Below are 18,657 nucleotides of genomic sequence, written 5' to 3'. Positions count from 1 at the left end.
CGAGGAGGCAGCTGTGACCGTTGTTGCACCCGACATCGTGATGTGGGACGAGAACTGGGCCGGACGTGCGTCCTGCCGAGCCGGTAGCCCCGACGACCTTTTCGCCAAGGGGGCTGCTCAGCAGAGCGCCAAGGTGATCTGCCAGCGCTGCCCGGTCGTGGCCGAGTGCCTGGCCGATGCGCTCGACAACCGCACCGAGTACGGCGTCTGGGGTGGCATGACCGAACGCGAGCGCCGTGCGCTGCTTCGTCGTCGCCCTGAGGTGAAGTCCTGGGCTCAGTTGTTCCGCGCTGCGCGTGCCGACGGCTTGGGCTGACTCAGCCGGCGAGTTCCTCGCCGATCTCGCGTAGTTCCGCGATGTCGTTGACGTCGTGACCTGCTGCGGCCACCTGGCCGACCGGCACCTGCGGGTGCAGTAATCGGAATCGGTCGATCGCCTCGGCGTGCCGCACACCGAGTTCGGTGACATCGGCGTGCAGCCGAAGCAGTGCGGCGGTGTCCGTGGGTCGCCATCCGCTTGACCGGTCCGGTACCTCGTCCATCGCGTCCGCGGCGTTAAGTGCTCGCGTTGCATTGACCGACGGCACGTACGTCATTTGCACCCGGTTGACCACCAGCCCGGCCAACGGCATGCCGTCCTCCTCCAGACGGTCGACGAAGTACGCGGCCTCGCGCAGTGCGTCCCGTTCCGGGGTCGCGACGACGACGAAGGCTGTTGCCGGATCTTTCAGCAGCGCGTACGTCTGGTCGGCACGCTCGCGGAACCCACCGAACATCGTCTCCAGTGCGGCGATGAATGTCTGTGCGTCCGAAAGTAATTGGGCACCGAGGATCTTCGACATCACGGTCGTCACCGACGAGACGCCGACGCTCATCAGCTTCAGATAGGCCCGGCCGCCTGCTCGCGCCGGCGCCGTCATCAAGCGGATGAAGCGACCGTCCAGGAAGCTGCCCAAGCGCTCGGGGGCGTCCAGGAAATCCAGCGCCGAACGCGACGGGGGAGTGTCGACGACGACGAGGTCCCATCGCAGCTCGCCGTCGGCAGCCGTCTCACTCATGAGCTGACCGAGTCGCTCCATCGCCATGTACTCCTGGGTGCCGGCGAAGGAACTGGAAACGGCTTGGTAGAAGGGGTTGTCGAGAATCTGCTGAACCTTCTCCGGTGCGGCGTGCCGGATCACCACCTCATCGAAGGTGCGCTTCATGTCGAGCATCATCGCGTCCAGCGATCCGCCCGCCGAGGCATCGATGGTCGTGACCGGCTCGGGTTCGTTGTCGAGGTGCTCGAGACCGATCGCCTGCGCCAATCGCTTCGCGGGGTCGATCGTCAGTACCGCGACGCGGCGTCCCTGTTCGGCGGCACGGATCGCGATCGCGGCGGACGTCGTGGTCTTGCCCACACCGCCGGAGCCGCAGCAGACGATGGTACGGATCGCCTCGTCGTGCAACAGGTCGTCGATCGAGAACTCGCTGCTCATCGCACACCTTCCATCAGTGCGGCGGACAGGTGGCGCAGGCCGCCGGCATCGACGCCGCCGGGGACGAACGGAAGGTGCACGATCGGACGATCGAGCGCGCGCAGGTCGGCGAGTTCCTCGGCCTGCAGGTCGAGTCGGTCACCGAGGTCGCGTCCGGCTTGGGCGAGTCCGTTGACCAGAGTCGGGCCGACGCGCAATCCGCTTGCGGCCAGGTCTGATTCGAGGTCTGCGAGGTCGGCGTCGTCGGACTGCAGATGCGCCAGCGCGCGCTTGCTGAGCACGTCCGCGCGCTCCTGATTGACCACGACATTTCCGATCGAGAGTCCTAAGCCCCGCAGTTCGGCGGCGGCGTCGAGCGTCTCCTGCACCGGCATCTCCTCCAGCAACGTGACCAGATGGACGAGCGTGTCCGGGCCGGTCAGCAACTGCATGATCGATTCGGCCTGCGACTTGATCGGTCCGACCTTCGCCAGCCCGGCGACCTCCTGGTTGACGTTGAGGAAGCGTCCGATGCGTCCGGTGGGTGGTGCGTCGAGCACGATCGCGTCGTAGATCTGGTCGTGGCGGACACCGCGCCGGGAGGTGCGTCGGCGGGCGGCTTCGTAGACCTTGCCGATGAGCAGGACGTCGCGCACGCCCGGTGCGATCGTGGTCGCGAAGTCGATCACGCCGAACCGTTCCAGCATCCCGCCGGCCATGCCGAGCTTGTAGAACATCTGCAGGTACTCCAGCAGCGCCGCCTTCGCATCGACCGAGATGCCCCAGACGCTGCCGCCGTCCGCGCCGCGCGCCACTCGCGTCTCGACCTCTCCCAACGGCGGGATGTCGAGTAGTTGACTGATGCCCTGCCGGCTCTCGACTTCGGCGAGCAGGACCTGTTTGCCGCGGTCGGCCAGTGCAAGGGCGAGCGCGCCGGCGACGGTTGTCTTGCCGGTGCCGCCCTTGCCGGTCACGATGTGCACACGCGCGCCGTCCCAGGTCATGGAGTCACCCTAGCTGCGGGCGAACAGCGTCCGGATCGAATCGACCGTGACGTCGAACGCATCGGTTCCGGGCGTGATGAGCGGCCAGTGATCGGCGCCGGGAATCTCCACCAGTCGGGCTCCGGTGCGCTGCGCGTAGTGGCGCGAGATCTCGATCGGGACGTCGAGATCCGCGTCCCCGTGGACCGCCACGACCGGCTGCCGAGGCGGGAGCCGGATGGGGTCGGCGTTCGATGGTGGCGCACCGTCGAACAACGCTCGCACTGCGCCGGCGCCGAGCCCGTCGTGGTCTGCCGAGCGCAGGTCGAGACAGCCGGCCAGGCTGACCGCACCGACGAGTCCGGCACCTTCGGGTTGGTGCAACGACCAGACCGCGAGCTGTCCGCCGGCGGAGTGTCCGACGATCACCGCCGGTACGCCGCCCAGGTGTGCCAATGCCGCACGGATGTCGGCCGAAATGACCGGCCACCGCCCGCTCTCGGGACGTCGGTATTCGACGAGTGAGACCTCGAAACCGTTGTCGCTCAAGGCGGCCGCCATCGGACGAAGGTGCTCGCGGTCGTACGCGGGTTTCCAGAATCCACCGTGCACCAGCACGACCAGGCCCGGGCCCGATCCGTCGTAGCGGTCGATCACCTGGTCCGCGGCCGGGCCGTACGGGAGGGTGCGATCCGGCCTCCAGGCCGGCTCGTCGGGCAGGCGGTCCACGGGGTACTCCTCGGTAGGCAAGGCCCGATGTGAAGGGTGTCTCACCGGTGCTAGCGTCGCAATGGTTTGCGCGTTCTAGGGAGAGTCAAGCATGGCCAACGTCCTCCGCCCGCTGAGCGGATCGGGCACACCGCACGTCGTCGTCGTCGGAGCCGGGATGGTCGGTCTGTCGACCGCCTGGTACTTGCAGGAGCACGGCGTGCAGGTCACTGTCATCGAGCGGTCGGGTGTTGCGGCGGGTAGTTCGTGGGGCAACGCGGGGTGGATCTCGCCGGGTCTGTGCGTGCCGCTCTCGGACCCGTCGGTGCTCAAGTACGGGCTGAAGGCCGTGCTCGACCCGGACTCTCCGCTGTTCATCCCGCTGAAGCCTGACGTCCGGCTCGCGTCCTTCCTGCTCGGGTTCGCCCGCCGCTGCACCCCGGGTCAGTGGAGGAAGACGATGGACCTCTTCGTGCCGGTGAACCGTCTGGCCATCGGTGCGTACGACGAACTCGAGAGCAACGGTGTCGCGGCGAGGTCCCACGAGGCGCCGATCATGGCGGCGTTCCGCAGGGCCGAGGACGCGAAGGGCCTCGAGCACGAGATCGAACTCATCCACGACGCAGGCCTCGACCTCGAGGCCACCGAGGTCGACAACGCCACCCTGCGGGCTGAACTGCCGATCATCAGCCCCGACGTGGAGAAGGCGATCCGACTCGGCGGACAGCGTTACATCAACCCCGGCGAGTACGTCGACGCGCTGGCGCAGGCCGTGCAGGAGCGTGGCGGACGACTGGTCATCGGTGCGAACGCCCGCGCCCTGCGTCACGGCCCCGCCGGAGTGACCGTCGAGATGATGAGCGGCGAGCCGGTGTCCGGTGACGCCGTCGTGATCGCCACCGGTGCCTGGCTGCCCGAGCTCGCCAAGACATGTGGCGTCCGTGTGCCAGTGCGGGCCGGCCGCGGCTACAGCTTCTCCGTCTCGGTCACCGACGAGAACGCGCGTCCGGTGCCGTGCCCGGTCTACTTCCCGCACGAGCGGGTGGCGTGCACGCCGCTCGGCGATCGGCTGCGGGTCGGCGGGACGATGGAGTTCGCCGGCACCGAGGACCCGCTGAGCGCCGACCGCGTGGCCGCCATTCGCCGCAGCGGCGAACCGTTGCTCACCGGAGTGAACTGGGACGACCAGCAGGACGTCTGGGTCGGTGGCCGTCCGGTGACCGTCGACGGTCTGCCCCTGATCGGCGAGACCAAGGTGCCGGGTGTCTACGTCAACGGCGGCCACGGCATGTGGGGCATCACCCTCGGCCCGCTGTCCGGCAGGCTGCTCGCCGAGCAGATGGTCACCGGTCAGGTGCCCTGCGAACTCACGCCCTTCTCACCGACGCGATAATCGAACAGACCAGCTTCTCTCTTCAGACAGGAATCGCCATGACCAAGTGGGAGTACGCCACCGTCCCGTTGATCGTCCACGCCACCAAGCAGATCCTCGACCAATGGGGTGAGGACGGCTGGGAGCTGGTGCAGGTCCTCACCGGTGACAACGGCAACCTCGTCGCCTACCTCAAGCGCCAGAAGGGCTGATCCCAGATGTCCGAAGTCGAGAACCGGCTGTCCGAACTCGGGCTGACCGTCCCCGCAGTCGCCGCCCCCGTCGCCGCATACGTGCCGGCGATCCGTGACGGCAACATCGTGATGACCTCCGGCCAGTTGCCGTTTGTCGACGGCAAGCTCGCCGCAACCGGCAAGGTCGGTGCCGACGTCTCGCCCGAGGACGCCGCCCAGCTGGCTCAGACCTGCGCACTGAACGCGATCGCTGCGGTGAAGAGCATCGTCGACGACCTCGACAGCGTGCGCGTGGTCAAGGTCGTTGGCTTCGTGGCCAGCGACCCCTCGTTCACCGGTCAGCCGGCCGTGATCAACGGTGCCAGCGAACTGTTCGCCAAGGCGTTCGGTGAGAACGGCGCGCACGCCCGCTCGGCCGTCGGCGTCGCAGTGCTGCCGCTCGACGCGCCGGTCGAGGTCGAAGTCACGATGTCGGTGCGCGACTGATGAACGACCAGCCGCGGGTGATCGAACGCCTGTGGCAGCCTGCCCCGAAACTCGGCGGGCTCGCGTCGGACTGGGTCCACGCGGGTTCGCCGGGCGGGGTGCAAGCCCGGCGGGCCGCCACCGTCATGCTGCTGCGTGACGAGCCCGGTGGGGTCGAGGTCTTCATGATGCGCCGGGTCGCCACGATGGCATTCGCGCCGTCGATGTGGGTCTTCCCCGGCGGAGGCGTCGACGACCGCGACGCGCATGTGTTGCCGGCGTGGGCCGGGCCCTCGCCGCAGGAGTGGAGCGAGCGTCTCGGCGAACCCGTCGACGTCGCGACCTCCCTGGTCGTCGCGGCCGCTCGGGAGGTCTTCGAGGAGTCCGGAGTGCTGCTCGCCGCACGCGGCGACGACGACGCGATCGTGTCGCCGGACGAGCACCCCGAGCGGGACGCCGACCGCGCAGCGCTTCTTGCCAGGGAGGTGTCGTTCGCGCAGCTGCTGCAACAGCGCGGCATGACCCTGCGCACGGATCTGCTGCAGGCGCAGGATCACTGGGTGACGCCGGAGTTCGAGCCCAAGCGGTACGACACCTGGTTCTTCGCCGCGCTCATGCCCGACGGGCAGGACGCCGACGACCAGACCACCGAGTCCGACATCAGCCGGTGGGTGCGCCCCGCCGATCTGTTGGCCGATCTGGAGTCCGGCGATGCCGTGATGTTGCCACCGACCGAGTTGCAGCTGGAGCGCATCCGACGGGCCCCGGACGCGCAGGCGATGGTGCGCCTTCGTCCGCCGCTGATGACCGTCATGCCGGTTGCCGAGATGGGACCCGAAGGAGTTCGGCTCCGCACCCGGTATTACGGGTGATCCGACGGTTACCGTTCATTCATGACCGAAGTTGTTTGGACCGGCGGCGCCGTCAGTGACCGCTCCGCAGTGATCCTGTGCCCCAACCCGGGACCGATGACGTTGGAGGGCACCAACACCTGGGTGCTGCACTCGACCTCGACCGACGAGGTGATCGTCGTCGACCCGGGCCCGCTCGACGAGGACCACCTCACCGCGATCGAGAACTACGTCGAGCAGATCGGCGCCCGCGTTGCGCTGACATTGGTGACCCACGGTCACTTCGACCACGACGAGGGCGTGCCCCTATGGGTGGAGCGCACCGGTTCACCCGTGCGTGGCGCCGGCCGCGGCGAGTCCTTCGAGGACGGCGACCGGATCTCGTCGGGCGACATCGACCTTCGCGTACTGGTGACGCCCGGCCACACCAAGGACTCCGTGTCCTTCGCCTGGGACGAGGAGCGTCTGCTGCTCACCGGCGACACCGTGCTGGGACGCGGCACCTCGATCGTGGCGCACCCCGACGGGAACCTGACCAGCTACCTGGCCTCGCTCGAAGCGCTTTACGCGGCGGCGTCCGAGGGTGGTTCGTTGCTCGCCCCCGGCCACGGACCGGCCACGACCGATGCGGCAGCGGTCATCGACTTCTACCGCAAGCACCGTGCCGAGCGCCTCGAGCAGGTGCGCGCTGCGCTCAAGGACTCCGACCCGAACACCGAGGACCTCGCCCAGGCGATCGTCGAACTGGTGTACGCCGATGTGTCCAAGGACGTCTGGCCGGCGGCCAAGGCGACCGTGCAGGCGCAGTTGGAGTACCTCGAACTCCAGCGTTGAACCTAGCGGCTGCGGCGCTGCAGCCGCTCGACGTCCAGCAGCGTCACCGCGCGAGCCTCGAGCTTGACCCAACCGCGCGCGGAGAAATCGGCGAGGGCCTTGTTGACCGTCTCACGGGAAGCGCCGACCAGCTGGGCGAGCTCCTCCTGGGTGAGGTCGTGCGCGACCAGCACGCCTTCGTCCACCGGCTTGCCGAAACGCAGGGAGAGGTCCAGCAAGGCCTTGGCGACGCGTCCGGGGACGTCGGTGAACACGAGGTCGCCGAGGGCCTCGTTGGTGCGGCGCAACCGGCGGGCCAGCGCGGTGAGCATGGTCATCGCCACTTCGGGGCGGCTGCTCAGGAAGTCGCTCATCGCCTGGTGGCCGATGCCGACGAGTTCGGTGTCGGCGACGGCGGTCGCGGTGGCGGTGCGGGCGCCCGGGTCGAACAGCGACAGCTCACCGAGCATCTCGCCGCGGCCGAGGATGGCCAGCAGGTTCTCGCGTCCGTCGGGGGAGCGTCGGCCCAGCTTCACCTTGCCGTCGGTGATCACGTAGAGCGAGTCGCCCTGGTCGCCCTCGTGGAACAGTTCCTGCCCGCGGGGCACCTTGGTGCGGGTCATCGACTCCAGCAGCGCCTCGGCCGCCTGGTCGTCCAACGCTGCGAAGAGAGGTGCTTTGCGCACGGATTGGGTGTCCACGAGGGTCAGTCTGCCACGGCAGTGGTGTATTTCACGTCCGCCTCGGCCGGGTGGCTGATGATCCCCAGACTCCCGCGGGGAGCCGGATGTCGCCATCGGTCTCTAGGGTGAGTCACGTGAAGCCGATCGACATCGAGAACGAGACACCGGTGGCTCGCACCCGGCGCGCTCGCAAGACCTACCGGGTGCTCGCCGACTTCTACCCGTACGCGCACTGTGAACTCGACTTCGAGACGCCGCTGCAACTGCTCGTGGCGACGATCCTGTCGGCCCAGACGACGGACGTCGGGGTCAACAAGGTGACGCCGGTGCTGTTCGAGCGCTACCCCGACGCGAAAGCGCTCGCGGAGGCCGATCGCACCGAACTGGAGGAGCTGTTGCGTCCCACCGGGTTCTTCCGGGCCAAGGCGAACTCGGTGCAGACACTCGGCCAGGTGCTGGTCGAACGATTCGGGGGCGAGGTGCCGAACAAGCTCGCCCACCTCGTCACCCTGCCCGGTGTGGGCCGCAAGACCGCGAACGTCGTGCTGGGCAATGCTTTCGACGTCCCGGGCATCACGGTCGACACCCACTTCGGCCGGGTCGCCCGACGGCTCGGCTGGACCGACGAGACCGACCCGGTGAAGGTCGAGCACGCGATCGGTGAGCTGTTCCCGCGCAAGGAGTGGACGATGCTCAGCCACGTGCTGATCTTCCACGGCCGACGCATCTGTCACGCCAAGCGTCCGGCGTGCGGTGCGTGCCCGGTCGCGCGGTGGTGCCCGTCCTACGGCGAGGGCGAGATCGACGAGGACAAGGCGCGCAAGCTGTTGAAGTTCGAACTGGCGCCCGGGCGTGAGGACGACCTCGCACGCCTGCGCGCGGAGTACTCCTCGTGACCGCTCCCGTCCCGGCCTGGCTGCCGAGGTTGATGGAGCGGGCGGGCGCCGACGACTCGTTCTTCAACTCCTTCGGCCTGCCCGAGGGGCGGCGCTCGGCGGTGCTGATCCTCTTCGCCCCGCACCCCGACGCAGGCGAGGACGTGCTGCTCACCCAGCGCTCGGAGGTGATGCGCAAGCATCCCGGCCAGGTGTCGTTCCCCGGCGGCGGCATCGACCCGACGGACGCCGACGCGACAGCGGCCGCGCTGCGCGAGGCCCACGAGGAGGTCGACCTCGATGCGTCCGAGGTCACCGTGCTGGGCGAGTTGGCACCCGTACCGCTCACCGTCACCGGCTACCACGTCACCCCGGTGATCGGGTGGTGGCACGACCCGGGCGAGATCCACGCCAAGAGCCGGCAAGAGGTCGACCGCGTGGTGCGTGTCGCCCTGTCGGACCTCACCGATCCGGCCAACCGGTTCAGTGCCGTCCACCCGGCCCGCACCTTCAAGGCTCCGGCATTCGAGGTCGACGGCCTCTACGTCTGGGGTTTCACCGCGATCCTGCTCGACGCCGTCCTCAAGCTCGCCGGCCTGGAGCAGCCCTGGGATGTCGAGGACGAACGTCCGGTGCCTGCACGTTTCCTGCTCCGTTGATGCTCTGACACAAACACGAAGTCTCCGGTCCCTCGCGGGTCCGGGGACTTCGTGTCTTGAGTCAGGAAGCCTTCGGCGGCTTCAGCGCGGCAATCGTCTTCTCCGCGTTGTCGATCGTCTTGACCGGCTTGCCCTGCATCTTGCTCAGCGCGCTCTTGCCCATCAGGGCGAGAATCAGCGTGATCAGCAGCAGCACGCCACCGACGATCAGGAAGGCCGCCCAACGCGGAAGGCCCGCAGCGAACAGGCCCCATGCGCCGGCAGTGAGCAGGAAGCCGAGCGTGAAGAGACCGAAGATCCCTGCGCCGACGAGCAGGCCTGCGCCCTTGCCGCCCTTGCTGACGTCTGACTTGATCTCCATCTTGGCAAGGGCAATCTCACCCTTGACGATCGACTGAAGATCCTGCGACGCATCAGCGACCAGCTGACCGAGTGTGCGCTCCTGGGCCATTCGAATTCCCTCCGAGACTTGCCGGGGACGGTTAACTACGCCGTTTTCCGGCGTGACATCGCACCTACCCTAGCGTTCACTTCGCGCCCGTGGTCCCTGCGCGGCCGCCGTCCTTAGCACGCTGGTAGATGTCCGGGATGCCATCGAGGTCGTCGTCGCGCGACTCCTGCTCGTGGATGTGCTTGTAGACCTTGTCGCGGCGACGCAACACGATCGTTGCCAGCAATGCCGCGGTGAGCGAGCCGAGAAGCACCCCGATCTTCACGTGCTCGTCGGCCTCGCTGCCGGCGCCGAACGCGAGCTCGCCGATCAGCAGCGACACCGTGAAACCGATACCCGCCAGCAATGAGAGACCGAACACATCGGACCAGGCGAGGTCGTCGTCGAGGTCGGCGCGGGTGAACCTGGCCAGCACGTACGTCGAACCGAAGATGCCGATCACCTTGCCGACGACGAGGCCGACCATGATCCCGATGGTGATGGGGTCGGTCAGCGCGGCCATGATGTCGCCGCCGACGAAGCTGACACCGGCTGCGAAGAACGCGAACACCGGCACGCAGAAGCCGGCCGACAGGGGACGGACGCGGTGCTCGAGACGCTCGCCGAGGCTGTGACCGTCTGCGCCCTTGGCGGCCGGAACGATCAGGCCGAGCAGGACGCCGGCGATCGTCGCGTGGATACCGGAGTTCAGGACCAGCACCCACGTCGCAACGCCCAGCGGGATCAGCAGCCACCACGGGTGACTGCGGGTGCGCGCCACCCAACCGAACAACGCCAGCGGGACGATCGCGAGCGCGAGCATGACCAGGTTCAGATCCGAGGTGAAGAACAACGCGATGATCGTGATGGCGATCAGATCGTCCACGACGGCGAGAGTCAACAGGAACGAGCGCAGCGCGGACGGCAGGTGACTGCCGATGACCGCGAGCACGGCCAGCGCGAAGGCGATGTCGGTGGCCGTCGGGATCGCCCACCCCCTCGTGTTGCCGTCGAGCACGAGCTGGGCGACGACATAGAGAAGGGCCGGTACGGCCACACCACAGGCGGCGGCGACAATCGGCACAGTCGCCTTCGCGGGGTCGCGCAGGTCACCGTGCACGAACTCGTGCTTGAGCTCCAGCCCCACCACGAAGAAGAAGACGGCGAGCAGGCCGTCGGCGGCCCAGTGCGCGAGCGAGAGCTCGATACCGAGCGCAGGAATGTCGAGGTGGGTCTTCGACAACGAGGTGTAGGCGTCGCGCCACGGCGAGTTGGTCCAGATCAGCGCGAGCACGGTCGCGATCAGCAGCAGCGCACCGCCGACGGTTTCGAGCCGGAGCAGCGCGGCGATGCGCTGCGCTTCGGGCCATTCGCCGCGGGAGAACAATTTCGGACGGGTGGGAGTGGTCATCGAGCCTCTTGTCGATCGGGGTCGGTCAGGACGTTGCCGACCAGACTTCCCGGCTCACCATGAGCTTCGAGTTTACCGGGGCCTACCGTTGTCGCGTGTCCGACGTCCATGCTGCAGTCGCCCAACTCGCTCGTCTTCCGCAAGTGCCGCAGGCGGTGGATGCGGCCCGCGAGGCCTGCACCGCCCTGCGCTGGCACCCGGCGCTGCGCCGGCGCATCCCGGAGGCGTCGGCCGAGTCGCGTGTGCGTGGAGCGACGGCGAGCGCGGCACTGGACGGCGCACAGATGTCGGTGACGATCGTGCGCGATGTCTTCCGTGGGGCGCGCCGGCTGCCGGAGCACCCGGACCCTGTCGAGCGGACGATCGGTGCGGCCCTGCGTGCCACCGCGGAAGCCGAACATGTGCGAGCGATGGTCACCTCCGCGCCCCGGCAGGCGTTGGCCCGGCTGCACGTGGCCGCGACGGCGGATCTACTTCCGCCGGACCAGGTCGGACGGCCGCGCACCGGTTCGGAGGACAGCCGAGAGATGCTCGAACTGGGCCCGGCGCCGTCCGCGTCCGACGCGGGGGAGCGACTGACCCAGTTGTGCGAATTGCTCCAGGGCTCAGCGCACTTGCCGACCGTCGTCGTCGCGGCGATCGTCCATGCGGAGCTTGTGGCGGCACGCCCGTTCGTCCATGGCAATGCACTGGTTGCTCGCGCGTTCGAACGCGCCTTGGTGTGGGGCAGCGGGCTCGACCCCACCGGAGTCGCGGTACCGGAACAAGCGCACCACTCGATGGAGACCGATTACCACGGCGGGCTGGCGGCGTACGCGTCCGGTGACCCGCAGGGCGTGCGGTTGTGGATCCTGCACGAAGCGACGGCTCTCACCCGGGCGGCGGGAGCCGGGCACGATGTGTGCGACGCAGTGCTCGCCGGAAGACTCACATCGCCTCCCTCTGCATCTCTTGATTCCCGGCCGACGCAGGAGTAGACCTGTTCTCAGGCGAAAGCCTGAAGACCACCGCAACTGAACAGGGCACCCACGCGAAGGCAGTTCACTAGTGAACCGCTCGTTCGACCCCTTGTGGATCGGCGACAACCGGGAAATGCACGCTTGGTAACCCTGCAGAGGTGCGGTCGATGAAGCCCTGCTCCGATCTTTCGGAGCAGGGCTTCATCCCGTCGCGGCGCGTACGGTCACCTTTCTCCCGTTGTGGGGAAGGTAAGAACTTGGTATGGAGATGGTCAGGACGCTTGTCCCTGCCCACCTCGGCTCGCATGATTGAGCTGTCGGCGCTCCCAACATGGTCGTAGCGCGGTGTTCGTCTCCATCCCCCTGGGCGACGAACATCTGGAAGGCCCCGTCGTCCCCCCGGCGGGGCTTTCCCCTGTTCACCTCTCAGGTTTGTCCACAGCCCGACCAGCGGTCGTCGGTTGTTCACAGCCGGTGATCCGCCCCTCGCCGCGCAGCAGTCCCGCAGGGTCGGATGCGGTGCATGAACGGTTTTGCGCGTGCTCTGCATCTGGTCGGTGGCGAGTTTGCCGCACCCTTGCGCGCGGCGACGGTCCGTGTCGCCGCGGAGCAGGGCCTGTCCCCGGTGCTCATCGATCTGTCTGCCTGGTCAGGTGGCAGCGATGTGTTGCTCGGTCTCGAACACGCGCCGGGGGTGCGCTGGCACGACCTCGACGGTGCCGATGGTGAGTTCGACGCCGACGGCCTGTTCGACAGACTGCCGGTCGGGCCGCTCGGCGAACGGGTGCTGGCGCATGACCGGCATGCAGCCTCACCGGTGTCGGACGGCATCGTCCGAGCAGCGGTGCACGCGCTGCGGTTGAGCGCGTCGTTGCTGATCATCGACGTCGTCAGTCCGGTCGCGTCCGCCGACATCCACCGCGCCGGCGACGGCCTGTGGGTCATCGCCGGCGACGAAGTGCGCTCGAGCGCGGCCGGAGTCGCTGCGGCGCAATGGTTCTCACGACACGGCTTCGTCCATGGCACGCTGCTGCTGGGCGACGGTGTCGGTGGCAGCGAGGACTTCGACACGATCGACGGAGCGGTACGGGTCGGACGCACCGACCGGCGTGACCTCGAGCGGGGAGTGCTCTGCGGACGACGTAGGTCATCGTTGCGCGCACCGGCCGAGCGGATGATCGCCGACCTGGTCGGTTCGGAGAACGCGGCATGAGCATCGTCGGCCGGACGATGTGGGAGCACATCCGTTCAGGCGAGGTGCCGACGAAGGATCGCATCACTGCGGTCGCCGGTGCGGAGGCGGCCGTCCTCGGTGAGCGCAGCGCCGGAGAGCTCGGACAGCGGTGGACCGCCGAGGTGCTCGGTGGCGGCCCCTTGCAGCCGTTGCTCGACGAGCCCGACGTCACCGACGTTTTGGTGAACGGACCGGGTCAGGTGTGGATCGATCGCGGCGACGGCCTGCAGCCGGTCGACCTCAACCTGGGCGACGAGGACGCGGTACGCCGCCTGGCGGTGCGGCTCGCGGCCATCGCCGGTCGCCGACTCGACGACGCGAGCCCCTGGGTCGACGGCCAGCTGCCGAGCGGTGTTCGCCTGCACGCGATGCTGCCGCCTCTGGTCTCCGATGGCCCGCACCTCTCCCTGCGGATTCCGCGTCGCACCGGAATCGGACTGTCCCAGTTGTGTGCTCGCGGACTGACCGACGCGCTCGGGGAGCGACTGCTGACAGCCTTGGTCGAACAGAAGGTGGCGTTCGTCGTGACGGGCGGCACCGGCAGCGGGAAGACCACGCTCCTGTCGTCGATGCTCGCGCTGGTGCCGACGGCCGAGCGGCTGTTGGTCGTCGAGGACGTCCGGGAAATGATCGTCGAGCACCCGCATGTCGTGCGCCTGGAATCGCGGCCGCCGAACGTCGAGGGTGCCGGCGAGGTCACGCTGGCGGCGCTGGTCCGGCAGGCGCTGCGGATGCGCCCCGACCGAGTGGTCGTGGGTGAGGTGCGGGGTGCCGAGGTGCGGGAACTGATGAGCGCTCTGAACACCGGTCACGAGGGCGGCTGCGGCACGTTGCACGCGAACTCGCCGGTCGATGTCATCTCCCGGTTCGAAGCACTCGGTGCCCTGGGCGGTATGGCCCCGTCGGCCGTGCGTTCGCAGCTGGCGAGTTCGGTGCGTGTGGTCGTGCATGTGCAACGGACGCCGGCCGGTCGGCGTCTGGCCCAGGTGGGTGTCATCGGCGTCGACGAAGGCGAGCTTCGCGTCCGTCCGGCGCTGCGGTGGGAGGCCGGGCAAGCCGTCCCGATGGAGGGTCTGTCTGCCCTCGAATCTGTGCTCGGACGGGCGGTCCGGTGATGGTGCTGGCGACCGTATTGGTCTTCGCGGCAACGCTGCTGTGGTTCACCCCGGTTCGAGTCCCACTTCCCCGTTCACGGCGGCTGAGGCCCGAAAGACCGGCAAGCACCACGCTGGACGTGTGGTCGGTGCTGGTGGAGTCGATCGCGACCGGGGTCCGTTCGGGCGCTGCGCCGACCTTGGCCTGCGCGGCGGCGTGCTCCGCAGTGGGCCAGTCGATGACCGAACCACTGCCGCAGATCGGTCGCCTGCACGCGGCGGCGGTGTCGGGTGGGGATCTGGCAGCGGCGTGGCGCGACGCGGCGGACAGCCTTGATGATCCGGGTCTGTGGGCGGTTGCGTCCGCGTGGGCACTGTCCGATTCCACCGGTGCTCCCTTGGCGGACGCCCTGGCGGTGGCCTCCCGGTTACGCCGCTCGGAGACCGAGCGTGCCGCGCGTGCCAAGTCTGCCCTCGCGGCTCCGGTGACGTCCGTCAATCTGCTCACCGGCCTCCCGATCTGCGGAGCCGGGCTCGGCGGCCTGCTCGGCGTCGATGTCTGGTCGGTGTACGCCTCTCCGCTGGCCGTCGTCACCGTCGTGCCCGGCGTTGTGCTGATGGTCGCCGGACGCTGGTGGTGCCGAAGATTGGTCGCCCGCGCCGGCCGCACGAGGCGACTGACATGAGCGAATCCACGGTCTTGGACGCCGCTGCGGCGATCGATCTCGTCGCGATCGCGCTCGGTGGCGGCCTCCCCTTGGCCGATGCGCTCGGTGCGGTCGCGCAGGTGAGCAGGGATCGCATCGAGCACGATCTGCGCCTGGTCGAAGCAGCCCTGCGGTGGGGCGTCGAGCCGTCCGTCGCCTGGCGCGAGGCGGGCGAGGTGTGGGCCGCGGTCGGAGTTGCCTTCGCCCTCGCCGGCGACCTCGGTCTGCCGCCACGCGGCCTGCTGCACGACGCCGCCGAATCGATCCGCCTGAACGAAGCCGCCCGCTCCGAGGCGGCGGTGGGACGGCTGAGCGTGCTGCTCGTCCTGCCGCTCGGACTGCTGTTCCTGCCTGCCTTCGCGCTACTGGCCGTGGTGCCGGTCGTGATCAGCCTCGCCCGATCGACGCTCGACGGCATCGGGTGAGACACAGACCACCGGAGGACATCCGGTCGGAATCAACAGAATCCGAACACGAAGGAGAACGAGATGAATGAGAAGACCCTGCCCGGCGTCCTCACCCGGCGTTGGCGCGCGGTGCGCGAGGGCGATGCCGAGTCCGGCATGGCCACGAGTGAGTACGCGGTCGGCATCCTCGCCGCGGTCAGCTTCGCAGTCGTGCTGATCGCGATCGTGAAGTCGGCGGCGGTCAAGACCGCGCTCACCGGGATCATCACCTCGGCCCTGTCGGTCGCGGGGTGAGCAGCGCAGCCGTCGGGGCTCGGCGACGGGACGCGGGCATGGTCTGCGCCGAGCTCGCGGCTGCGTTCCCTGTCGCGGTGTTCGCCCTTCTGCTGGTGCTCGGGGTGGCGCAGCACGCGATCACCGCCACCCGCGCGGAGGAAGCTGCGCGACTGGCCGCTCGGTCGGCGGCACGTGGCGACAGCCGGGCGGAGTCGATCAGCCTCGCCCGTCGTGCAGCGCCCGCTGCGTCCGTCGAGATCTCCGGTGAAGGCGAACGGGTACGCGTCCACGTCGTCCTGCCGGCGCGCGGGCCGACGGCCTGGCTGGTGCCTTCCGGCCGGTTCTCCGCCTCTGCGGTTGCGGCGATCGAGGAGGCACCAGGTGAAAAGCCCTGATTCGGAACGAGGTTCGGGCAGTGTGCTGATGCTCGGGGTCGTCGCGGTGGCGGTACTGCTGTTCGGTGCTGCAGCCACGTTGGCGAGCGTGCAGCAGGCTTCGGCGCGAGCGCGCACCGCCGCCGACCTCGCAGCACTTGCAGCTGCCGGCGCCGTCGCCCGAGCGGAGTCGACGGCTGCGTGTGCCGCCGCGTCCCAGGCGGCTGCTGCCAACGGTGCTGCCCTGGTCCGCTGCTCGGATCTCGGTGCGGGTGACTTCGAGGTCGTTGTCACCGTCCGGCCCCGGTCCCGCGTGCTCGGTCCGGCTACGGCTCGATCGCGGGCCGGACCGGAGGGCGCAGGTAGTCACGCACCAGCCCGAGCACCTTGATCGCACCGTCCTTGTCCAGCGGCTCGTTGCCGTTCCCGCACTTGGGCGACTGGATGCATGCCGGGCACCCGCTGCGGCAACGGCAGTTGCGCACGGCGTCCAGCGTGGCTTCGATCCACCGCGCCGGCTGACGGAATCCACTGTGTGCGATGCCGGCACCACCCGGGAACCCGTCGTAGACGACCACCGTCGGGAGGCCGGTGTCCTGGTGCAGCGCGGTCGAGACACCTCCGACGTCCCACCGGTCCGACTGGGCGACGAAGGACAGCAGGCCGATCGCGGCGTGCTCGGCGGCGTGCAGTGCGCCCGGCAGTGACGGCTCGTCGACGCCGGCCGCGGCGAGGACGTCGGCCGGCAGCGTCCACCACGTGCCCCGGGTTCGCAAGGTGTGCACCGGGAAGTCGAGCGGATGCTGACCGATCACCTCGCCGCCCGGCAGCCGCCGTAAGAACCCGGTCACCTGCTTGTGGACGACTATCTGTCCGTAGTGCCATTCCAGGTCTCCGTGCCGGCCGCCGGCCTCGACCTGCGCGATCTCGAACTGGGAGTCCGACGTCGCCCAGGTCGTCCAACCCGGGTCGCCGGGTGTGACTTCGGCCAGCGCTGCCTCGACGTCGTAGTTCGTCACGACGTAGGTCTTGCCTTGATGCACGTACACCGCACCGGTGTGCACGGTCGTCTCGGCACGATCACCGTCCACCGTTCCGAGCACCGCTCCGCTGCGCTTCTCGACGATCGCCACGGGAGTGCCGAGGTTGCCACGCAGGTTCAGATGGTCACCCGGACGGTCGTCGCGGTCCCAGAACCAGCCTCGCGGGCGGCTGCGCAGGATCCTCGCGCGGGCAAGGGTGTCGGCGAGTTGGGGCAGGCTCTCACCGAAGTACTCGACATCGTCCGGCGTGAGCGCCAGTTCGTAGGCGGCCGCCGCGAGGTGCGGTGCCAGGACGTGCGGGTTCTCCGGGTTGATCACCGACGGCTCGACCGGACGGCCGAACAGCGACTCCGGGTGATTCACCAGATAGGTGTCCAGCGGGTCGTCGGCCGCGACGAAGAGCGCCAGGGACCGCCGCCCGCTGCGACCGGCCCGCCCGACCTGCTGCCACAACGACGCGGTGGTGCCCGGCCAGCCGGCGACGATCACCGCGTCCAGGCCGCTGACGTCGATGCCGAGTTCCAGCGCGTTTGTGGCGGCCACACCGCGCAGCCGTCCGGTGCGCAGGTCTCGTTCGATCGCACGACGTTCCTCGGGAAGGTAACCACCGCGATAGGCGGCGATCTGCGTCGTCGGCTCGGTGACGTGGTGCCGCACCGAGTCGGCCACTCGTTCCACCCCGACGCGCGACTTGGCGAACGCCAGGGTCTGCACGCCGTCGTCGACCAGCCGGGTCATGAGATCGGCGGTCTCGGCGATCGCGCCGCGCTGCACCTCGCCCTGCGGTGTGTCGATCATGCCCGGCCGCCAGAGCCCGAAGGTCAACTCCTGGCGGGGAGACCCGTCATCGGTCACCGCGGTGACCGGTCGTCCCACCAGGGCGCTCGCATGGCCGGCCGGGGAAGCGATGGTCGCTGAGGCCAGCACGAAGACGGGATCGGATCCGTACCGTGCCGCCACCCGGCGGAGCCGGCGAAGGACCAGCGCCACGTGGGTACCAAAGACGCCTCGGTACTGGTGACACTCGTCCACGACCACGACCTGGAGCGAACGGAAGAACGATGCCCAGCGTTCGTGTGTCGGCAACAGTGTGTGGTGCAGCAGATCGGGGTTGCTCAGGATCAGACCCGCGTGGTCGCGGATCCAGCGACGTTCGTCGCGAGGGGTGTCACCGTCGAGCACCGCCGCCCGCACCGTAGGGATCGCCCAGGAACGGATGCGAGCCTCCTGGTCCGCGGCCAGGGCCTTCGTCGGTGCCAGGTACAACGCGGTCGCGCCGCGGCCGGTGGGTGCGTCCGCGCCCGCACTGACCGCGCTCAGCATCGGCAACTGATATCCCAGGCTCTTGCCCGAGGCGGTGCCGGTGCACAGGACGACATCCTCGCCGCTGTGTACCAGGTCGGCGGCTCGGCGCTGATGCGACCACAGCGAGGTCACGCCGGACCCTCGCACAGCAGCCTCCACCTGGGGATCCACCCAATCCGGCCAGTCACGCAGATCGGCGGGCCGACCCGGGATGGTTTCGACGTGTATCAGCCCGCCGGTGCCCGTGCCCGCGAGTCGTTCGAGGGCAGAAGCCGGCTCGAACGGGTCAGGCGCGGAACTGGTCATGGGCAAGCGTGGTCCTCGAACAACGGATAGGCGAAGTGCGCTACTTGAGCG

The 18,657-nt window shown here is 68.8% G+C and carries 23 protein-coding genes; 16 read left to right on the top strand and 7 right to left on the bottom strand.

Features of this window, described 5'->3' with window-relative positions; translation table 11 throughout:
- Positions 1 to 40: 40 nt before the first annotated feature.
- Positions 41 to 316, top strand: a complete 276-nt coding sequence (locus ACYU8W_RS14590) for a WhiB family transcriptional regulator (RefSeq protein WP_129624492.1) — start codon at positions 41 to 43, stop codon at positions 314 to 316.
- A gap of 1 nt (position 317) precedes the next feature.
- On the opposite strand, the gene bagB is transcribed toward ACYU8W_RS14590, so the two are convergent.
- From bagB to ACYU8W_RS14575, 3 genes are read right to left on the bottom strand one after another with little or no spacing between them, the layout of a single operon-like run.
- Positions 318 to 1,478 carry an ATPase BagB gene (gene bagB / locus ACYU8W_RS14585; protein WP_499470172.1) on the bottom strand — a complete coding sequence of 387 codons (1,161 nt, stop codon included), beginning with the start codon at positions 1,476 to 1,478 and terminating at the stop codon, positions 318 to 320.
- Positions 1,475 to 2,461, bottom strand: coding sequence for an ATPase BagA (gene bagA, locus ACYU8W_RS14580; protein ID WP_499470170.1), 987 nt, complete (start codon positions 2,459 to 2,461; stop codon positions 1,475 to 1,477). Before bagA ends, bagB begins: the two co-directional genes overlap by 4 nt.
- Before the next feature lie 9 nt (positions 2,462 to 2,470).
- Positions 2,471 to 3,169, bottom strand: coding sequence for an alpha/beta fold hydrolase (locus ACYU8W_RS14575; RefSeq protein ID WP_499470168.1), 699 nt, complete (start codon positions 3,167 to 3,169; stop codon positions 2,471 to 2,473).
- 91 nt (positions 3,170 to 3,260) lie between these two features.
- Here ACYU8W_RS14575 and ACYU8W_RS14570 point away from each other — a divergent pair, with 91 nt between their 5' ends.
- Genes ACYU8W_RS14570 through ACYU8W_RS14550 form a run of 5 tightly spaced genes read left to right on the top strand, consistent with a single transcriptional unit; the run spans position 3,261 to position 6,864 of the window.
- Entirely contained in the window at positions 3,261 to 4,541 is a 1,281-nt protein-coding gene (locus tag ACYU8W_RS14570) for an NAD(P)/FAD-dependent oxidoreductase (protein WP_499470166.1), read from the top strand.
- 38 nt (positions 4,542 to 4,579) lie between these two features.
- Positions 4,580 to 4,732: a Sp36 family protein gene (sp36, locus tag ACYU8W_RS14565; protein WP_129624190.1), complete on the top strand. Its 153-nt coding sequence runs from the start codon at positions 4,580 to 4,582 to the stop codon at positions 4,730 to 4,732.
- A gap of 6 nt (positions 4,733 to 4,738) precedes the next feature.
- A complete protein-coding gene (locus ACYU8W_RS14560) occupies positions 4,739 to 5,200 on the top strand; it encodes a RidA family protein (RefSeq protein ID WP_499470163.1) in 462 nt (153 codons plus the stop codon).
- A complete protein-coding gene (locus ACYU8W_RS14555) occupies positions 5,200 to 6,051 on the top strand; it encodes an NUDIX hydrolase (RefSeq protein WP_499470161.1) in 852 nt (283 codons plus the stop codon). Before ACYU8W_RS14560 ends, ACYU8W_RS14555 begins: the two co-directional genes overlap by 1 nt.
- A gap of 21 nt (positions 6,052 to 6,072) precedes the next feature.
- A complete protein-coding gene (locus ACYU8W_RS14550; RefSeq protein ID WP_499470159.1) occupies positions 6,073 to 6,864 on the top strand; it encodes an MBL fold metallo-hydrolase in 792 nt (263 codons plus the stop codon).
- 2 nt (positions 6,865 to 6,866) lie between these two features.
- On the opposite strand, the gene ACYU8W_RS14545 is transcribed toward ACYU8W_RS14550, so the two are convergent.
- On the bottom strand, positions 6,867 to 7,544 hold the full coding sequence (locus ACYU8W_RS14545; RefSeq protein ID WP_205744631.1) for a Crp/Fnr family transcriptional regulator: 678 nt from the start codon (positions 7,542 to 7,544) through the stop codon (positions 6,867 to 6,869).
- Between the two features lie 86 nt (positions 7,545 to 7,630).
- Between ACYU8W_RS14545 and nth the strand changes: the two genes are divergently transcribed.
- Both nth and ACYU8W_RS14535 read left to right on the top strand, forming a co-directional pair.
- On the top strand, positions 7,631 to 8,422 hold the full coding sequence (nth, locus tag ACYU8W_RS14540) for an endonuclease III (protein ID WP_499470157.1): 792 nt from the start codon (positions 7,631 to 7,633) through the stop codon (positions 8,420 to 8,422).
- Positions 8,419 to 9,060, top strand: a complete 642-nt coding sequence (locus ACYU8W_RS14535) for an NUDIX hydrolase (RefSeq protein ID WP_239702503.1) — start codon at positions 8,419 to 8,421, stop codon at positions 9,058 to 9,060. The genes nth and ACYU8W_RS14535 overlap by 4 nt, the downstream gene beginning before the upstream one ends.
- Positions 9,061 to 9,121: 61 nt before the next feature.
- On the opposite strand, the gene ACYU8W_RS14530 is transcribed toward ACYU8W_RS14535, so the two are convergent.
- Both ACYU8W_RS14530 and nhaA read right to left on the bottom strand, forming a co-directional pair.
- The gene (locus tag ACYU8W_RS14530; protein ID WP_129624185.1) at positions 9,122 to 9,511 is read right to left on the bottom strand and encodes a phage holin family protein; all 390 of its coding nucleotides are present in this window, start codon (positions 9,509 to 9,511) and stop codon (positions 9,122 to 9,124) included.
- Positions 9,512 to 9,587: 76 nt separating this feature from the next.
- Positions 9,588 to 10,901 (bottom strand): Na+/H+ antiporter NhaA, encoded by a 1,314-nt coding sequence (gene nhaA, locus ACYU8W_RS14525; protein ID WP_499470154.1) that lies wholly within the window; start codon positions 10,899 to 10,901, stop codon positions 9,588 to 9,590.
- A gap of 95 nt (positions 10,902 to 10,996) precedes the next feature.
- Between nhaA and ACYU8W_RS14520 the strand changes: the two genes are divergently transcribed.
- The 8 genes from ACYU8W_RS14520 to ACYU8W_RS14485 all read left to right on the top strand — a co-directional run bounded on the left by ACYU8W_RS14520 (position 10,997) and on the right by ACYU8W_RS14485 (position 16,343).
- The gene (locus ACYU8W_RS14520; protein ID WP_499470152.1) at positions 10,997 to 11,878 is read left to right on the top strand and encodes a Fic family protein; all 882 of its coding nucleotides are present in this window, start codon (positions 10,997 to 10,999) and stop codon (positions 11,876 to 11,878) included.
- Positions 11,879 to 12,383: 505 nt separating this feature from the next.
- Positions 12,384 to 13,073: a CpaE-like family protein gene (locus ACYU8W_RS14515; protein WP_499470151.1), complete on the top strand. Its 690-nt coding sequence runs from the start codon at positions 12,384 to 12,386 to the stop codon at positions 13,071 to 13,073.
- Positions 13,070 to 14,209 carry a TadA family conjugal transfer-associated ATPase gene (locus ACYU8W_RS14510; protein ID WP_499470149.1) on the top strand — a complete coding sequence of 380 codons (1,140 nt, stop codon included), beginning with the start codon at positions 13,070 to 13,072 and terminating at the stop codon, positions 14,207 to 14,209. The genes ACYU8W_RS14515 and ACYU8W_RS14510 overlap by 4 nt, the downstream gene beginning before the upstream one ends.
- Positions 14,210 to 14,427: 218 nt before the next feature.
- Complete coding sequence (locus ACYU8W_RS14505; RefSeq protein WP_499470147.1) at positions 14,428 to 14,874, top strand: hypothetical protein; 447 nt, start codon at positions 14,428 to 14,430, stop codon at positions 14,872 to 14,874.
- On the top strand, positions 14,871 to 15,320 hold the full coding sequence (locus ACYU8W_RS14500) for a type II secretion system F family protein (RefSeq protein ID WP_141927513.1): 450 nt from the start codon (positions 14,871 to 14,873) through the stop codon (positions 15,318 to 15,320). Before ACYU8W_RS14505 ends, ACYU8W_RS14500 begins: the two co-directional genes overlap by 4 nt.
- Before the next feature lie 63 nt (positions 15,321 to 15,383).
- Entirely contained in the window at positions 15,384 to 15,596 is a 213-nt protein-coding gene (locus ACYU8W_RS14495; RefSeq protein WP_239702498.1) for a DUF4244 domain-containing protein, read from the top strand.
- Positions 15,593 to 15,973 (top strand): TadE family type IV pilus minor pilin, encoded by a 381-nt coding sequence (locus tag ACYU8W_RS14490; protein ID WP_499470145.1) that lies wholly within the window; start codon positions 15,593 to 15,595, stop codon positions 15,971 to 15,973. The genes ACYU8W_RS14495 and ACYU8W_RS14490 overlap by 4 nt, the downstream gene beginning before the upstream one ends.
- Before the next feature lie 28 nt (positions 15,974 to 16,001).
- Positions 16,002 to 16,343 (top strand): Rv3654c family TadE-like protein, encoded by a 342-nt coding sequence (locus tag ACYU8W_RS14485; protein WP_499470403.1) that lies wholly within the window; start codon positions 16,002 to 16,004, stop codon positions 16,341 to 16,343.
- Here ACYU8W_RS14485 and ACYU8W_RS14480 read toward each other — a convergent pair.
- Entirely contained in the window at positions 16,279 to 18,606 is a 2,328-nt protein-coding gene (locus tag ACYU8W_RS14480; RefSeq protein ID WP_239702495.1) for a DEAD/DEAH box helicase, read from the bottom strand. The two genes, ACYU8W_RS14485 and ACYU8W_RS14480, sit on opposite strands and share 65 nt — an antisense overlap.
- Positions 18,607 to 18,657: the final 51 nt, after the last annotated feature.

Source organism: Yimella radicis (assembly GCF_054778255.1).
Note: the sequence above shows the minus strand (reverse complement) of the source record. Positions and strands in the feature narration are given on the sequence as shown.

What these genes read in the sequence shown, in the direction of transcription:
- ACYU8W_RS14515 (WP_499470151.1), top strand. Translation starts at nt 12,384, where the DNA reads ATGAACGGTTTTGCGCGTGCTCTGCATCTGGTCGGTGGCGAGTTTGCC.
- ACYU8W_RS14505 (WP_499470147.1), top strand. Translation starts at nt 14,428, where the DNA reads ATGACCGAACCACTGCCGCAGATCGGTCGCCTGCACGCGGCGGCGGTG.
- ACYU8W_RS14485 (WP_499470403.1), top strand. Translation starts at nt 16,002, where the DNA reads ATGCTCGGGGTCGTCGCGGTGGCGGTACTGCTGTTCGGTGCTGCAGCC.
- ACYU8W_RS14510 (WP_499470149.1), top strand. Translation starts at nt 13,070, where the DNA reads ATGAGCATCGTCGGCCGGACGATGTGGGAGCACATCCGTTCAGGCGAG.
- ACYU8W_RS14550 (WP_499470159.1), top strand. Translation starts at nt 6,073, where the DNA reads ATGACCGAAGTTGTTTGGACCGGCGGCGCCGTCAGTGACCGCTCCGCA.
- sp36 (WP_129624190.1), top strand. Translation starts at nt 4,580, where the DNA reads ATGACCAAGTGGGAGTACGCCACCGTCCCGTTGATCGTCCACGCCACC.
- nth (WP_499470157.1), top strand. Translation starts at nt 7,631, where the DNA reads ATGTCGCCATCGGTCTCTAGGGTGAGTCACGTGAAGCCGATCGACATC.
- ACYU8W_RS14480 (WP_239702495.1), bottom strand. Translation starts at nt 18,606, where the DNA reads ATGACCAGTTCCGCGCCTGACCCGTTCGAGCCGGCTTCTGCCCTCGAA.
- bagB (WP_499470172.1), bottom strand. Translation starts at nt 1,478, where the DNA reads ATGAGCAGCGAGTTCTCGATCGACGACCTGTTGCACGACGAGGCGATC.
- ACYU8W_RS14530 (WP_129624185.1), bottom strand. Translation starts at nt 9,511, where the DNA reads ATGGCCCAGGAGCGCACACTCGGTCAGCTGGTCGCTGATGCGTCGCAG.
- ACYU8W_RS14590 (WP_129624492.1), top strand. Translation starts at nt 41, where the DNA reads ATGTGGGACGAGAACTGGGCCGGACGTGCGTCCTGCCGAGCCGGTAGC.
- bagA (WP_499470170.1), bottom strand. Translation starts at nt 2,461, where the DNA reads ATGACCTGGGACGGCGCGCGTGTGCACATCGTGACCGGCAAGGGCGGC.
- ACYU8W_RS14495 (WP_239702498.1), top strand. Translation starts at nt 15,384, where the DNA reads ATGAATGAGAAGACCCTGCCCGGCGTCCTCACCCGGCGTTGGCGCGCG.
- nhaA (WP_499470154.1), bottom strand. Translation starts at nt 10,901, where the DNA reads ATGACCACTCCCACCCGTCCGAAATTGTTCTCCCGCGGCGAATGGCCC.
- ACYU8W_RS14560 (WP_499470163.1), top strand. Translation starts at nt 4,739, where the DNA reads ATGTCCGAAGTCGAGAACCGGCTGTCCGAACTCGGGCTGACCGTCCCC.
- ACYU8W_RS14555 (WP_499470161.1), top strand. Translation starts at nt 5,200, where the DNA reads ATGAACGACCAGCCGCGGGTGATCGAACGCCTGTGGCAGCCTGCCCCG.
- ACYU8W_RS14500 (WP_141927513.1), top strand. Translation starts at nt 14,871, where the DNA reads ATGAGCGAATCCACGGTCTTGGACGCCGCTGCGGCGATCGATCTCGTC.
- ACYU8W_RS14570 (WP_499470166.1), top strand. Translation starts at nt 3,261, where the DNA reads ATGGCCAACGTCCTCCGCCCGCTGAGCGGATCGGGCACACCGCACGTC.